At 66.0% G+C, this 15465-nt stretch carries 12 protein-coding genes; 8 read left to right on the forward strand and 4 right to left on the reverse strand.

Annotated features, from left to right (window positions below):
- Positions 1–5: 5 nt before the first annotated feature.
- Both ACZ50Q_RS14955 and ACZ50Q_RS14960 read left to right on the forward strand, forming a co-directional pair.
- Positions 6–3275, forward strand: a complete 3270-nt coding sequence (locus ACZ50Q_RS14955; protein ID WP_464078813.1) for a hybrid sensor histidine kinase/response regulator — start codon at positions 6–8, stop codon at positions 3273–3275.
- A 228-nt stretch (positions 3276–3503) separates the two neighbouring features.
- Positions 3504–4313 (forward strand): response regulator, encoded by an 810-nt coding sequence (locus ACZ50Q_RS14960; RefSeq protein ID WP_254791906.1) that lies wholly within the window; start codon positions 3504–3506, stop codon positions 4311–4313.
- 163 nt (positions 4314–4476) lie between these two features.
- Here the strand turns inward: ACZ50Q_RS14960 and ACZ50Q_RS14965 are convergent, their stop codons facing one another.
- A complete protein-coding gene (locus tag ACZ50Q_RS14965; protein WP_464078814.1) occupies positions 4477–5520 on the reverse strand; it encodes a DNA-binding protein in 1044 nt (347 codons plus the stop codon).
- A gap of 335 nt (positions 5521–5855) precedes the next feature.
- Here ACZ50Q_RS14965 and ACZ50Q_RS14970 point away from each other — a divergent pair, with 335 nt between their 5' ends.
- The 3 genes from ACZ50Q_RS14970 to ACZ50Q_RS14980 all read left to right on the forward strand — a co-directional run bounded on the left by ACZ50Q_RS14970 (position 5856) and on the right by ACZ50Q_RS14980 (position 10492).
- The gene (locus tag ACZ50Q_RS14970) at positions 5856–6872 is read left to right on the forward strand and encodes a site-specific integrase (protein ID WP_464078815.1); all 1017 of its coding nucleotides are present in this window, start codon (positions 5856–5858) and stop codon (positions 6870–6872) included.
- A gap of 111 nt (positions 6873–6983) precedes the next feature.
- On the forward strand, positions 6984–8534 hold the full coding sequence (locus ACZ50Q_RS14975) for a sensor domain-containing diguanylate cyclase (RefSeq protein ID WP_464078816.1): 1551 nt from the start codon (positions 6984–6986) through the stop codon (positions 8532–8534).
- Positions 8535–8644: 110 nt separating this feature from the next.
- Positions 8645–10492, forward strand: a complete 1848-nt coding sequence (locus tag ACZ50Q_RS14980) for a GGDEF domain-containing protein (RefSeq protein WP_464078817.1) — start codon at positions 8645–8647, stop codon at positions 10490–10492.
- Positions 10493–10499: 7 nt separating this feature from the next.
- Here ACZ50Q_RS14980 and ACZ50Q_RS14985 read toward each other — a convergent pair whose 3' ends face one another.
- Both ACZ50Q_RS14985 and ACZ50Q_RS14990 read right to left on the reverse strand, forming a co-directional pair.
- Entirely contained in the window at positions 10500–10655 is a 156-nt protein-coding gene (locus ACZ50Q_RS14985; RefSeq protein WP_172805886.1) for a hypothetical protein, read from the reverse strand.
- A gap of 308 nt (positions 10656–10963) precedes the next feature.
- Positions 10964–11284 (reverse strand): Rdx family protein, encoded by a 321-nt coding sequence (locus ACZ50Q_RS14990; RefSeq protein WP_464078818.1) that lies wholly within the window; start codon positions 11282–11284, stop codon positions 10964–10966.
- Between the two features lie 86 nt (positions 11285–11370).
- On the opposite strand from ACZ50Q_RS14990, the gene ACZ50Q_RS14995 reads away from it, so the two are divergent.
- Together ACZ50Q_RS14995 and ACZ50Q_RS15000 are read left to right on the forward strand one after the other, a co-directional pair.
- Positions 11371–12573, forward strand: coding sequence for a multidrug effflux MFS transporter (locus ACZ50Q_RS14995; RefSeq protein ID WP_464078819.1), 1203 nt, complete (start codon positions 11371–11373; stop codon positions 12571–12573).
- Between the two features lie 60 nt (positions 12574–12633).
- Positions 12634–13428: an enoyl-CoA hydratase gene (locus ACZ50Q_RS15000; RefSeq protein ID WP_464078820.1), complete on the forward strand. Its 795-nt coding sequence runs from the start codon at positions 12634–12636 to the stop codon at positions 13426–13428.
- A 31-nt stretch (positions 13429–13459) separates the two neighbouring features.
- Here ACZ50Q_RS15000 and chrA read toward each other — a convergent pair whose 3' ends face one another.
- Positions 13460–14716: a chromate efflux transporter gene (gene chrA / locus ACZ50Q_RS15005; protein WP_464078821.1), complete on the reverse strand. Its 1257-nt coding sequence runs from the start codon at positions 14714–14716 to the stop codon at positions 13460–13462.
- A 237-nt stretch (positions 14717–14953) separates the two neighbouring features.
- Here chrA and ACZ50Q_RS15010 point away from each other — a divergent pair, with 237 nt between their 5' ends.
- Complete coding sequence (locus ACZ50Q_RS15010) at positions 14954–15433, forward strand: carboxymuconolactone decarboxylase family protein (RefSeq protein WP_464082000.1); 480 nt, start codon at positions 14954–14956, stop codon at positions 15431–15433.
- The last annotated feature ends 32 nt before the right edge of the window (positions 15434–15465 follow it).

Genomic DNA, 15465 nt, shown 5'->3' on the forward strand with positions numbered 1-15465 from the left:
CGCCCATGCGCAAGCAGGACACGCCTTTTGCCAGGATTACGCGAACCTCGCGCTGGCTGAACTTCGCCCTGTTCGGCATCCTGCCTTTTGCGCTGGTGCTGGTCGGGGCGCTCTATTGGGGATTGAACCGCATCGTCGAGCAGGAACGTGACCGCCTGAAGCTCGACTTTTCCATCCTGGTCGGCTACATCCATGCCCAAGAGCAGTTCCTGGGCAGACTGCGCGCGCAGCACTCTTCCCTGCCCGTGGAAAGCCTGGCCAGCACCATCGACCTGCATGCGGCCGACGTGCCGGAGCGCTTCGGAATGCAGGTCTTCGAGGGACAAAACACCTACGCGGAGATGCCATTTTCGCTGGCGTGCGAAGACGCCTCGGACTGCCCCACCGCAGGCCGCCGGCTTGCGAACCTGGGGGGCTTCCTGGCCGATTTTTATTCCAGCTTCTGGGCCGCGTCGTACTTTCCCGCATCCACGATATTCCTGATCAACCAGGCCGACAGCATCAGTCTGAGCGTGCCCGCCGTGGGCGCCGCATCGGGGTATGAACGCCTCAGCCCCACCACGTTCCTGGCGGTGACGGACGCCGTGCGGGCCGAGCTGCGCCGCCTGCAGACGGTCCAACAGCGTCTCATCGATCACGACGTGCCCGGCCACGCGGAGTCCCCCGGGGCCAACCGCGTCCATTGGTTCAGGACCGACGGGCTTCCCGGCAACATGCTGGGCCTGATCTACGCGGACATGCCGCAAGCGGTCTGGACCAGCGGCCAGGGCAAGCCGTCTGCCGTCTATGCGGTGACCCAGTTCAACCACCAGCGGATCAACATCTTCGAGAAGACCCTGCGCAAGCCGCTGCACGGCGGATTCTGGCTGACCCATCGCGAGGAAGGCCTGCTGCTCGGCGACCGACAGGGTCCCGCGCCAACCGAGGACGGGATGCGCTACACGGCCGACGGCATCGTGTTGCGCATAACGGATCCAACCGGGGTGTGGGCCGGGACATACCGGGTCAGCTATGGCGCATTCTTCCAGGACAATCTCTGGCTTCCCGTCATCGCCGGCCTGTTGCTCCTGCTCAGCCTCGGAACCGGCATCGTGTCGTCGCGCTGGTACAGCCGGCGGGTGATCGCGCCCGCGCTGGACGCGCAGCGCGACATCATCGAAAAAGAGGAATTCAGCCGCACGCTGATCGAAACCGCGCCGGTGGCGCTGTGCGTGCTGGCGCGGCCGGTGGGCGCAGTCGTATTCGGCAACAGCCTGGCGCTGCAATGGTTGGGGGCCGAAGCTGGGCGCGAACTGGACAATTCACCGGAAACCAACCTGTTCCTGCGCCACGTCCTTGGCGCCACCGGTCCCGGCACCATTCCCAGCTTCCAGGCCACCGACGGGCGTCCGCTCTATGTCGCCTACGCCCCCACGCGCTACAACCACCAGGACGTCGTGCTTTGCGCGTTTTCCGACATCAGCGCCCGCGCCGTCATCGAACAGACCCTGGCGCAGGCCAAGCGCGAAGCCGACAAGGCGAGCGAAGCCAAATCGACCTTCCTGGCCACGATGAGCCACGAAATCCGCACGCCGCTCTATGGCGTGCTGGGCACGCTGGAGCTGATGAGCCTGACCTCCCTGGACGCCGAACAGCGGCAACACCTGGAACGCATGCAAAGCTCGTCGGCCATCCTGTTGCAGCTCATCAGCGACATCCTGGACATCACCAAGATCGAGACCGGCCAGCTCGTCCTGGAATCCTCGGAGTTCAATCCGCGCGAACTTGTGCAAGGCTGCACCAACGCCTACGCCGCGATGGCCAGCCAGAAGGGCCTGCTGCTCTTTTCCTGCGTGGACCTTGCCGTGCCCGAATGGATGACGGGCGATGCGGTGCGTATCCGTCAGATCCTGAGCAACCTGCTCAGCAACGCCATCAAGTTCAGCGATTCCGGGCATGTGATCGCCCGCCTGACGGTGGCCAAGGTCGAGCCCGACACCACGCACCTGATGCTGCAGGTGGTCGACACAGGGATCGGCATCGCCAAGGAGGAACAGTCGCAGCTCTTCGTTCCCTTCTACCAGATCAACAGCGGTTCCCACACGGTGCGAGGCACCGGCATCGGCCTTTCGATCTGCGCGCGCCTGGCCGGCCTGATGGGCACCGAAATCCGCGTGACCAGCGAGTTGGGACTGGGCAGCAGCTTTTCGCTGGAGCTTCCCCTGCAGGTCGCTTCCGGCCAGCCCGCCAGCCCGCCCGACCTGAGCAATATCAGCGTGTATGTCCGCAGCCCGCATCACGAACTGTCCGACAACATCTGCCAATGGCTAAAGCGCTGGGGCGCGCAGGCGGTTCCCGCGCCCCAGATCCTGCCGGCCGGCGGCCCGGACGACGTCTTGGTCGACGTCCTGTACCCGGGCAACTTCGACGCGATGGAATGGACGGGACATCATGTGCTGGCCAGCGCCACCGCCAAGCCCCCATCCGCACGGACCATCAAGGTCATCAACAGCGTGGAGCACATTGCCGCGGGCATACTGGCCGCCGTGCGCGGGGAGCGCGCATTGATGCCCCCGACCGACATCGGCGCCTTTGCTCCGCTTGGCCTGTCGATACTTGCTGCCGAAGACAACCCCATCAACCAGGCCACGCTCCAGCATCAGCTCGAACAGCTCGGATGCGAGGTCACGCTGGCGTCCGACGGCGCCGAGGCACTGATGCTGTGGGGGCTTGCGCACTACGACGTCGTCCTGACCGACGTCAACATGCCGCGCATGAACGGTTACGAGCTCGCCAGGGAACTTCGGCTGCGCGGCGCCACCATTCCCATCATTGGCGTTACGGCCAACGCCATGCGCGAAGAGGAGCAGCGTTGCCTGGCCGCGGGAATGACGGCTTGGCTCGTCAAGCCCATCGGCCTGGCCACCCTGCGCTGGCACCTGCAGGGCGACGGCGCGACGTCCCCCAGCCAGGCGGACCCGGACACCCAGCCTCGTCCGTCCTGGGACGCCGAGCCCGCGCCGATCGTGCCCGAAAAATACCGGGCGTTGTTTGTCAGCACGATGGAAGCGGACGTTTCCGAAATGGAACGCGCCCTGGACATCAACGACCAGCGGCTGCTCGGACGGACCCTGCACCGAATGCGTGGCGCGCTTAGCGTGATGCAGATGACGGCGCTGACCGAGCGATTGGAAGCCTTGGAGGCCATGCTGCGCAATGGGGGATTGGATTCCGCCGCGCAAGCCGAAGGCCGGGTCGTGGCCAAGCTACTTCGCGATACGCTGGCTGACATTTGAAGCCCTGGTCGCAACGACTTTGCGTCGGCGGTCACGGACAAGCGAGCAGTAGCTGACGCCGTACTGTGCGTCTTATGTAACTCTAATTATCGAAAACTTTCTATATTTTTTTGAATGCCCGACAGTTAGATTGAACGGTTCCCCCTTTCCTGGCGAGCCGGATTGCGTCTGGTGTGCCCGGAGACCCAACCGTCACTTCTAGCCTTTTCAGTAGAATTTGGACATAAAATGGACAACGACGGAAGTACTGAGAATCCTGGCGCCCCCGGCCTGGTAGGGCCAGCCACGAACCTACTTCCCAAGACGGGCGCGCTCGTCGAGCAGGACGGACAACCAGGCTCGATCGATTGCCAATCGGACGGCGAATCCATGAGTAAGCTTCCGGCCGGCCAAAACGTGCGGATTATCCTCGCCGATGACCATCCCGTCATCTCCCTCGCGCTTGCTGACTCCCTGAACGAAATCCCCGGATTCACCGTGATCGCCACGGCGCGGTCCGGGCTTGAACTGATCACGGCGGTGCAAGAGGATCCGTGCCATCTCATCGTCACCGACTTTTCCATGAGTTCAAAGTCCGCGGACGAGGACGGCTTGCGCCTGATTCAGCGATTACAGCGCCTGTTTCCGGATATTCCCATCGTGGTGTTCACGATGCTGTCGAACAGCGGCATTCTGAGCCAGCTGCGCCAGATCGGCGTGGCTGGCATCGTCAGCAAGGAAGAACCCATTGAAGCGCTGGTCGCCATATGCGTACGAGCGCTGACGGAAAAAGGGCCTATCCTGTCCGATAGCATCAGCGCGCGCCTCAGCCACAATGATGTGACGATGGGGCGTGCCAGCCGCACGAAGGGGTTGTCCCCGAAAGAGCTGGAAGTGGTGCGGATGTTTTCGCAGGGGCTTTCGGTGACTGAAATCGCGCGCCGCCTCAACCGATCGGTCGCTACCATCGGCACGCAAAAACAATCCGCCATGCGCAAGCTGAACATCGAAACCAACGCCGAACTGCTCAGGTACGCCGATGAGCAGGGCTTTTCCTGAGCCTGCTCCCTGCGGCAGTCAAGGATTTCCCTGCGAAGACTCAGCCACCGAACATGAGGAATGAAAAATGAAGCCTCATTGCCGGCAGCGGGGAAACCCCGAAAAATCATAGGATTACGAATAAATAGACGCGCGTCTCACGCGTCCACGATGCCCTTCGGGATCAGGGCGCCGGGCTGCTTCTGGAAGGCGGCTTGTCCGTGGAAGCGGAGGCGGCCTCCTGGCTGGCCAGGAGGCGGCGTGCCAGGTCGCCGAATTGGGCGTCCCGCGATTTCAACTGGGCCAGCAGCTCATCGGACTGCGCGGTCGCCGCGGCGAGTCTGCGCATCAGATCCGCTTCGCGTGATTGGACGGCCTGAAGCGCCTGGGCGGCGACGGCGGACTCGATGTCACGCTGGCGCGCGTCCGCGAGCGCCTGTGCCCGCACAAGCTGCGCGTCCTGTTCGGCCGCGCGCTGCTGCTGTTGGGCTTCTGCCAGGGCCTCGCGCAATTGGTCGGCCTGCTGCTGACTTGCCGCCTGCAGGGCTTCCAGACGCGCCTGCAGGCGCTTGACGGAACTGCGTTCGGTATCCAGCTCGTTCAACCAGCGGCGTTCGTGCGCGGCGTGGCGCGCATCCAGTGCAGCCAAGGCCTGCGTGTGACGGTCGCGGGCCAGATCGGCGTCGACCAGCAGTGCCTTGTTGGCGCTGCGCGCATCCGCCAGGCTTTCCTGGGCGACGGCCAGCGCCTTGTCGCGCTGGCGCAGTTGCGCTTCGGCGGCTTGCAGGCGCTCTTCGGTGGCGGCCAATTGCGCGGTGGCGACCTTCAACCCTTCTTGCAGGTCGCGCTCCCGGTTGATCAGTTGGGCCTCGCGCTGCTGGAGCCGTTCGGCCAGGGCCTGGTGGCGTTCCGCTTCCCTTTCGAGGGCGTCGCGGCGTTCCTGGTAGGCCTGGGCCTGTTCGGCACGCGCCGCCGCCAACGCGGCGTCCCAGAAATGCGCGGCCGCCTGGGCGATGGGATCGGGCACCTCGGGTGGCGCGGCGAAGGCACGAGGGTCCTTGATGCGGGCGCCCAGCGCGCGGAACCAGGTTTCCAGGTGGGGGCTGACGGTATTGGGCGAGCCGCGGCCGATTTTCTGGCGTACCCGCTCGATGGTCGGCCGGGCGCCTTCCAGCAGGAGCGCGTCGGCGGCAGTCCAGACGTCTGATTCAGTAATACCCGTGGCCATGATTGATTTCCTGTCGCCGTGCGTAGAATTACCCACGATAATGGAACCTTATCGCGGGTAAAAAGCTTTTTATGTAAGATATCATACAGCATATGTAGTAAACATATAATTTCATCGCATTTCGGCCTTAGGGCGGCGGATCGCGCCCCATGTACCCCGCTACGGCCGCCCGCAGCTACGTCGCGGCCACGCCCGTGGTTCCTTTTCCCTTGATGCCAGAACTCCCCTTGCCAAACCCCCGACCTTTACCGGCCACCCTCCCCGCCCCGGCCTCGCTCCGCCCCCTGGACCCCCAGGCGCTCGATGCACGAGCCGATGCCGCGGTGCGCGGACTCATGCGGGAAGGCAGTTCCGCCAACACGGCTGCAAGCTATCGGGCGGCGATGCGCTACTGGACGGCCTGGTTCGAACTGCGCTATGGCCGTGCGTTCGCCCTGCCCTTGCCCGAGACCGTCGTCATTCAGTTCGTCGTGGATCACGCGCAGCGCTCGACCGAGGACGGACTGGCGTGGGAATTGCCGCTGGCCCTGGATCAGGAGCTGGTGCGGCTGAAAGCCAAGGGCAGGCTGGGAGCGCCCAGCCTGAACACGCTGCTGCAGCGGTTGTCGGTGCTGTCAAAGGCACATGAACTGCTGGGGCACCCAAATCCTTGCCGCGCGGCCACGGTCCGAGAACTGCTGTCGAAGACGCGGCGCGCCTATGCCCGGCGCGGCATTGCGCCCGCCAAGAAAGAGGCGCTGACGCGCGAGCCGCTGCAGGCCATGCTAGACACCTGCGACGATTCCTTGCGCGGCATGCGCGATCGCGCGGTGCTGCTCTTTGCCTGGGCCAGCGGCGGCCGCCGGCGATCCGAGGTGGTGCGCGCCACCATGGAAAACACGCAGCGCACGGCGGACGGCTACCTCTATACGATGGCGCACTCCAAGACCAATCAGACCGGCGCCAGCCGGGCTCAGGACCAGAAACCCATTCTGGGCAAGGCCGCGCAGGCGCTGGACGATTGGCTGGCGGCCAGCGCGATCCGCCAGGGGCCGATCTTCCGGCGGGTGCGGCGCGGCGATGTGATCGGCGAGCCCCTGGCCGCCGCCGCCGTGCGCGAGATCGTGCTGGCGCGCAGCCGGCTGGCGGGATTGGAGGGCGATTTTTCGGCGCACAGCCTGCGCTCCGGCTTTGTCACGGAGGCCGGGCGGCGCAACGTGCCGTTGGGCGACACGATGGCGATGACCGGCCACGCCAGCGTGGCCACGGTGATGGGGTATTTCCGGGCTGGCGCGGCCGCGCTGTCGCCCGCTGCCCGCCTGCTGGACGAACCGCAGGCGCCGGACCTACAGGATGACCGGGACCTGCCGTAATGGTGGCGGTGACATTAAAATCACTGCGCCCCGGACTTCCGGCCCGTCTGACGCCGTCGGATCGTGTTGCCACGGCGGGGCGCCGGCTCGTCCCCTGCCCGTTCCGATCCCATGCAAATCAATCTCCGCGGGCTAGTGCTTGCGCTTACCGTCTTCAGCGCCATCGCGGCCACGGCCAATGCCCTGTATGCCAGCTACCTCGTGCAGCGCGAGCAGTTGATCGAGAACACGCTTGAATCGAACCGCGTGTATGCGGTGAAGCTGGCGGAAAGCGCGGGCGGCTTCCTGAGATCGGCGCAGCAGCAGTTGGCATACAGCGCACGGCACATGCCGGAACGGATCGGGTCGCCCGATCGGCTTGCCGCCGAGGTCATGCGCGTTCAGCAGCAGACAGACAGCTTCAATTCGGTGGGCGTCGTCAGCGCGGATGGCACGATTCTGGCGACGACACAGACGTTCCGCAGCTTCCTGGGCACCCAGATTGATACGCCGGGCAGCCGCGAGGCGCTGCGCACCCGGCAGCCCCTGATCAGCAAGCCCTATGTGTCCATCGCCGGCAACCTGATGATCAATGTCTCCCACCCCATCTACTCGGGCGATGGCGCGTACCTGGGCTACGTCGCCGGCTCGCTCTACCTGCGCAACGAAAGCGCCCTGCACGAGCTGCTGGGCAAGCATCACTACCATGACGGCTCTTATCTGTATGTGGTGGACGGAGATGGGCGGCTCATCTATCACACCGACAGCGAGCGCGTGGGAGAAACGGTGCTGTCCAATCCGGTCGTCGCCGCCGTGGTCAAGGGCGAGGCCGGCGCGATGCGCGTGGTCAATACCAAGGGCGTGGACATGCTGGCGGGCTATGCGCCGGTGCCGACGAGCGGCTGGGGCGTGGTGGCGCAACGCCCCGCGAAGGTCACGCTGGAGCCGATCCATGATCTGATCTGGGCGCTGCTGGGTTATGCAGCGCCGCTGGCCGTGGCGTTCCTGCTGGCCATCTGGTGGTGCGCCCGCATGATCTCGCTGCCCCTGTCGCAACTGGCCACGACGGTGGAACACCAGGACGTGGACGTTGCGATGCAGCGGGTGCAATCGGTGAGGGCCTGGTATTTCGAGGCAGAACGGCTCAAGCGCGCGGTGATCGCCAGTTTCACCAGCCTGCAGGACAAGATCGGCAAGCTGAATCTCGCCAGCATTACGGATCCGCTGACGGGGCTGCGCAATCGCCGCGGCACGCAGGACGCCGTGGAGCTGATGCAGGCCCGCGCCACGCCGTTTTCGGTCGTGGCGCTGGACATCGACCATTTCAAGCAGATCAACGACACCTATGGCCACAATGCCGGCGATGAGGTGATCCGCGACATGGCGCAGATCATGCGCGAGTGCTCGCGGCCCTCGGACGTGCTTTGCCGCAGCGGGGGCGAGGAGTTCCTGATCCTGCTGCCGGGCGTCGGCCCCCGCGAAGCGGCCAATGTCGCCGACAGGCTGCGGGTGCATATCGCCTCGCGGGAATTGCGCGGGGCCAGCCGCGTCACGATCTCGGCCGGCGTGGCCCATTGGACATCGAGCGGGCCCGACGTGGACGAAACGTTCCGGGCCGCCGATGCGGCGCTGTATGCGGCCAAGCAGCAGGGGCGCAATCGCGTGGTGATGCACGGCGCATGAGCGGGGCTGGCGCAGGTGCGCCAGTCACATCAGCAAAGCGGCGTCGATGCAAATTTGCGCAGGAAATTGCAATTAACCGAGTTTCAGCGACATAGTATTGCTGGAATAGATTGAAATGCCGCACGAATTGCTCAAACAGCGTTCGTCGCGTCGGCATTTACAGTATCCTGCGCGGCTTCGACTTCGCATGGATCTGCTTGCCGAGTATGTTGCGCCCCGCCGTCGCGCCCAAATCCCTGGAACGTCATTTCGTCGCGCTGGCCGCAGGCGTGCTGTTGTTGGTGGGGGTGCTGGCCGGCATCCTTCTGTTCCAGAGCTGGCGCTCTTACAGCGCGGCGTCGGAGGCGCGGCAGGCATTCGGATCGGTGCGCGCCACCATCCGGGTCATGGAGTTTACGTCGGCCGAACGCGGACCGATGAACGCCGCCCTGGGCTCGCCCCTGCCCGTGCCGGATTCGGTGCTGGCAAACCTGGGCGCGGCGCGCGCTGGCACCGACAGGCTGGTCGACGCGCTGCTGGCGCTGCATTCCGCGCCCGATGATGAAGGCAAGCGCGCGGAGATCGAGCGGATACGCCGGGCGCTGGCCGACGCACGGCGGGAGATCGATATACGCATCGCCACGCCGCGCGACGCGTTGTCGAGTCAGATGCTTTGGGAGTCGGTCAGCGCCATGGTGCGCATCGTTCCGATGTGGCAGGCGAGTCTGGCCGCCAATGCCGGGCTGGTCATGCGCAGCGAAGCCAATGCACCTAGCCTGCTGTCGCTGGCACTCCTGGCCAGCGAGCTGCGCGAACAAGCGGGCCTGCTGGGGTCCACCTTCACGCCCGCATTGGGCAGGCACCGGAAACTGACTGCCGAGGAACAGTTCCGCATTGAGCGCGTGCTGGGCCGGATCGACGAGTTGCGCGCGCTGATCGATGGCCGCATGGCCAGCTACCGGGATGCGCGGGCGTCCGACGCACAGGCGCGGATGGAACGGCGTTATTTCGGGGAGGGACTGGCGTATCTGGCGTGGGTGCGTGAGGAGGCGTCGCGGCAATCGGAGGCGTCCGTCACGACGCAGGCAGTCGCCACGACGTATGTGCCGCTGATGGGGGCGATCACCGAGTTCCGGGATGTGCTGCTGGACGAGATGGAACGCCACATCGACGCGCATCGTGCGGGCGCGGCGCGGCTGTTGGCGGTGACCCTGGCGGCGACCGCCCTGCTGGCGGCTGCCCTGGCGGTAGCGCTGGTGCAGTTCAGGACGCGGGTGATCCAGCCCTTCGCACTGGCCACGCGCATCATCAGCGCGATTGCGAACGGCCTGGCGCCGGCCCGGATCCCCTCCGGCGGGCACCATGGCGAAGTGCAAGAGGTATTCAATGCCTTGCGGGTGCTCAAGCGGAACGCCGCCGCGCAAATGCGCCTGCAGGCTGAACGGGACCGGCTGATAGAGGACCTGGCCCACATGGCGGAAACAGACTACCTGACGGGGCTGCTGAACCGGCGCGCCTTCGAGACGCGCTTTCAGGCGATACGTGCCCTGTGGGACGAAAACCGGCCAATGCTGGCGTTGGTCCTGTTCGACATCGACCACTTCAAATCCATCAATGACACCCATGGCCACGCAAGCGGCGATCTGGCGTTGAAGGCCGTCGCCGAGCTATGCCGCACGACCTGGCGGCAGCAGGACGTCGTGGCGCGTGTGGGCGGGGAGGAATTTGCGCTGCTGTGCCGCACACGCAGCGCGCAGCAAGCGGTGGAGATGGCTGAGCGCCTGCGCGCCCGCATCTGCGCTTGCGCCGTCACGTCGGAGAACGGCGTCACGTTCAACCTGACGGCCAGCTTTGGCGTGGCCTGCGTATCGTGGAGCCAGGCGGAATCCGCCAGCGGCCTGTTCCGGGCCGCGGACGAACTCCTGTATCTGGCGAAGTTGAATGGGCGCAACCAGGTCCAGCAGCGCACCCTGGGTTGAGCGAGGCTTATGCCTTGTCGTGCGAGGCTTGCGCCTTCTTGGATGTGTCGGCGTCGCGGGACGTGGTGTCGCGGCGGTCAGACTGCTTGTTGGCGTCGGGCGCCTTCCAATTCAGCGGGGGGATCTCGAAGCTTCCCTTCTTGGCAGTCAATTGATGAGACATAAGCATGCTCCTGGACAGGCGCATGGCTTCCCCCGCCGAGCATTGCGCACAGATTCAGGCGGGCCATGAATGCCGCGGACGCGGGGGAGCATTCAGGAACGTGGCGGCGCCGGGAAAGATTGCCATCGGCTGGTTTGCAAAAAGCTTGTTCTTATAATTTTGCCGATAGATAAAAGATTTTAGCACAATGATGGTGAAAATAGCCAGCTTTAATCGTGGCCCGCGTGGAACCCGGGATTGACCTGCGAGATTGAAGGCAGAACGAGCCGCTGCCCCCGAGGGTCAGCAATGGAAAGCCGCGCGGCGGTTCAGAGGTCGGCCTCGGGGGCCGGAGCGGCACCGTGGGCGTCGATGTGGCCCAGCGAGCGGCCCGGGTCGAGCCGGTCGCGCACGCGCTGTTTCAGGACCTTGGCGTCGGGAAAGCCGCCGTCGCGCTTGCGGTCCCAGATGAGATCGCCGTTGTAGGTGATCTGGAAAATGCCGCCGGTGCCGGCCTGCAGCGCGACTTCGCCCAGGTCGGTCGAAAACGTGGAGAGCAGTTCCTGCGCCATCCAGGCGGCGCGCAACAGCCACTGGCACTGTGTGCAATACAGGATGACGATGCGAGGGCGCAAGGCGGGCGGGCTCATGGGACAGGCATTCTACGCCAGCCCGCGCGCGGGCGATCATGGATAATGTCGGGTTTTCCCGGGTCTGCAATGACCCAGAGCCTGCAATGAAGTCTGCCTTGACGCCCCGAGGCCAGCGCTGGCTGATCGGTCTGCTGATGGGACTGGTCACGCTCACGCCGATGGCCATCGACATCTACCTGCCCTCCCTGCCCGCCATGGCGCTCGCTTTTGGCGAGCCGATCGGCGCACTGCAGGCCAGCATCACGCTATTCATCTTTGCGGTGGGCGTGGGACAAGTGCTGATCGGACCGCTGGCCGACCGCTATGGCAGGCGGCCGGTGGCCCTGTGCGGCGCGCTGGCCTATCTGCTGGGCTCCGCGCTGGGCGCGGTCGCGAATTCGCTCGATGTCTTTTACGCGGCGCGCGTCATCCAGGGACTGGGCGCATGTTCGGCGTCGCTGGTGGCGTTTGCCGCCGTGCGCGATTGCTTCAGCCCGGCGGTCGGCGCGCGCGTGTACAGCTATCTGAACGGGGCGCTGTGCTCGGTGCCGGCGCTGGCTCCGATGGTGGGCGGCGTGCTGGCGGTGCATGCCGGGTGGCGCAGCACGTTCGTGTTTATGGCGCTGTTCTCGCTGGCGCTGGCGGCGCTGCTCGCCCTGCGGTTCGAGGAGACCCGCGCCAAGCCGGCGCACCGGCCCGGCGCGCTCTACAGCCTGCCCCGCTATGCGCCCATCGTGGCGAGCGGCCGGTTTCTGTATTTCGCCCTGTTCGGCATGGCGGGCATGGCGATGATCCTGGTGTTCGTGTCGGCTGCGCCAGTGGTGCTGGTGCAGCAGCTCGGCTATTCCGAGCTGGGGTTTTCCGCCTGGTTCGGGGGCAATGCGGCGATCAATATCGCGGCGTTCTTCGTGGCGCCCGCCTTTATCGCGCGCTACGGCCGCTACACCATGGTGCGCGTCGGCATGGCCGCCCTGCTGCTGGCGTCGGCCATGCATGTCTGCGCATGGCTGTGGGCGCCGGTTTCCGCGTGGATCTTCATGCTGCCCGTGTGCGTGCTGACCGTGGGATTCTCGCTCGCGCTGGGGTCGGGCCTGAGCCTGGCGCTGGAGCCCTTTGCAGACCGGGCGGGCACTGCCGCGGCGGTCTACGGGCTGTTCCAGATGAGCGGTTCGGCGGTCATTGCGACCGTGCTGCTGGACAGCGGCATGGCGCCGCAGGCGGCCATGGCCCTGATCGGCGCCGTGATCGTGGCGCCGCTGCTGTTGCTGGCCCCCGCGCTGGGACGGCGCCTGGCGGCCGGTTCCTGAACGCCGGGGCGCGGCCCGCAGGGTGCGCTAGTATCCAGGAACACCCTTTCTGGAGGCGACATGTCCATCGAAAAATCCGCGGACGAACCGCTGCTGCTGTCCACCGCCCAAGCCGGCGTGGTCACGCTGCGCCTGAACCGGCCATCCCAGTTCAATGCCTTGTCCGAGGCGCTGCTGGCGGCCCTGCAACAGGAGATCGACAGGCTGGCGAGGGACCCGGACCTGCGCTGCGTGGTGCTGGAATCTGCCGGGCGTGCGTTTTGCGCGGGCCATGACCTGCGCGAGATGCGCAGCCAGCCCGACCTGGATTACTACCGCGCGCTGTTTCGCCAATGCGGACGCGTCATGCAGGGCTTGCAGGCGCTGCCGGTGCCCGTAATCGCCAAAGTGCACGGCATCGCGACGGCGGCGGGTTGCCAGTTGGTCGCGAGCTGCGATCTGGCGGTCGCCGCCGATACCGCGAAGTTCGCCGTGTCCGGCATCAACGTGGGCCTGTTCTGCGCGACGCCAGCCGTCGCGTTGACGCGCAATGTATCGGCCAAGCGCGCCTTCGAGATGCTGATGACGGCGCGTTTCATCGATGCCGGCCAGGCGGCGGACTGGGGGCTGATCAACGATGCGGTGCCCGAGAGCGAGCTGGACGCACGGGTGCGTGCGCTGGTGGACGACATCCTGTCCAAGAGCCCGACGGCGGTGCGTTACGGCAAGCGCATGTTCTACCAGCAGCGTCAGATGGCGCTGGCCGACGCCTACGACTATGCGGGCGACGTCATGGCCCGCAACATGATGGAGGCCGACGCGTGCGAAGGCATCGACGCCTTCCTGCAAAAGCGCCCCGCCCGCTGGGGCGCATGAGGCCACGCCGGGAGCGGCCGCGCGGCCAGGGCTAGACCAGCCATCCCAGTGTCCAGCCGCTGGCCGCGGCCAGCAGCACCACCCACAGGGGCGACCAACGGGCGTAGACCAGCAGCGCGAACAGGAGCAGCGCAAGGGCGAAGTCGGCCTTGCCGAGGATGGCGCTGGTCCAGACGGGGTCGTACAGCGCGCCCAGCAGGATGCCGACCACGCTGGCGTTCACGCCCGCCACCATGTTGCGCACGCCGGGCCGGCGCCGCAGCGTGTCCCAGAACGGCAGGGCCGCGGTCAGCAGCAAGGCGCCCGGCAGGAAGATGACGCACAGCAGCGTCAGCCCGCCCGCCCAGCCAGACAAGGGGCCCGCCGACAGCGCGCCCAGGAACGCCGCGAAGGTGAACAACGGGCCGGGCACGGCCTGCGCCGCGCCATAACCCGCCAGGAAATCCGCGCTGGACACCATGCCCGACGAGACCGACGCGGTCTCCAGCAGCGGCAGCACCACGTGCCCGCCGCCGAAGACCAGCGCGCCGGCACGGTAGAAGTCCGCGATCTGGCCAGCCAGCGCGCTGTCCGACATCAATGCCCAAAGCGGCAGGCCCGCCATCAGCGCCGCGAAGATGCCCAGCGCGGCCAGGGCCGCGCCGCGCGGCACGCCCGAAGCGCCCTGGGACAGGATGGGCCGCGGCGGCAATTGCAGGAAGACCGCGCCCAGCACCGCGCCCAGCAGAACGGCCGCCATCTGGGCAAACGCGTTGGGCAGCACCACGGTGAGCAGCGCCGCGCCCACCGCGAGGGCGGCGCGGGACCGGTCTGGACACAGGGAGCGCCCCATGCCCCAGACTGCCTGGGCGACGATGGCCACGGCGGCCACCTTCAGCCCCTGTATCGCCGCCGATCCCGATAGCCAGCCATAGTGGGAAAGGCCCATCGCAAAGCCGATCAGCGCCAGCGCGGACGGCAGCGTGAACGCCACCCAGGCGGCCAGCATGCCGGACCAGCCGGCCCGGCGCAGTCCGATCGCCATGCCGACCTGGCTGCTGGCCGGCCCCGGCAGAAATTGGCACAAGGCCACGAGATCCGAGAAGGCGTAGTCGTCCAGCCATCGGCGGCGGTCGACGAACTCGGCGCGGAAGTAGCCCAGGTGGGCGACCGGGCCGCCGAAGGACGTGAAGCCCAGGCGCAGGAACACCAGGAAGACTTCGAGACAGGATCCGCGTCCGCCATGGACGCGGGCGCCTGTCGCCGGTTTGCTGTCGACGTGTTCGTCATGGGGGGATGGATGCGGCATCGGCTCGGGCGTCTTGGACAGGCGGGGTGACGATTTTCAGGCCCCAGATCCAAGCTTATAGCCGGGCCGCGCCGGGGATTCAATCGGATAAATGTCAACGGCGCGCGCCCAAGGCGTGTTTGCCCGGTCGCAACATGGCCCATATCGAAAGCCGCTTCATGGCACTTCCGGCTTGGGCCAACGGGCCGCATCATGCGCCTGTCTCCCCTATCACCGACCTTTCAGAAAGGCATGACCATGACCCAGCGCGTGAATTATTTCCAGGTATCCGAAGTGCTGTCCAAGAAATATCTGGACTTCAGCATGGCGCTCAAGAAGACGGCTGTGGTCCAGGAGCTCGGCCATCTGGTCGACATCCGCGCCTCGCAGATCAACGGCTGCGGATTCTGCCTGGACATGCATGTAAAGGAAGCCACGATCAAGGGCGAACGGGCGCTGCGCCTGCATCATGTCGCGATCTGGCGCGAATCGACGCTCTTTTCGCCGCGCGAACGCGCCGCGCTGGAATGGACCGAGGCGCTGACCGCCTTGGCCCCGCACGGCGTGCCCGACGAGATCTACGAATCCGTCCGCGCCCACTTCTCGGAAAGCGAGTTGTCGGACCTGAGCTTCCTGGTCGTGGCCATCAACGGCTGGAATCGCCTGAATGTGGGCTTTCGCACCGTGCCCGGATCGGCGGACCAGGCCTATGGGCTGGACAAGGCCGGCCTGAACTGAGCCCCGCCGCCCGGCGTTCACCCTTTCCGTTC

The sequence above is a fragment of the Achromobacter sp. T5-5 genome (assembly GCF_055397965.1).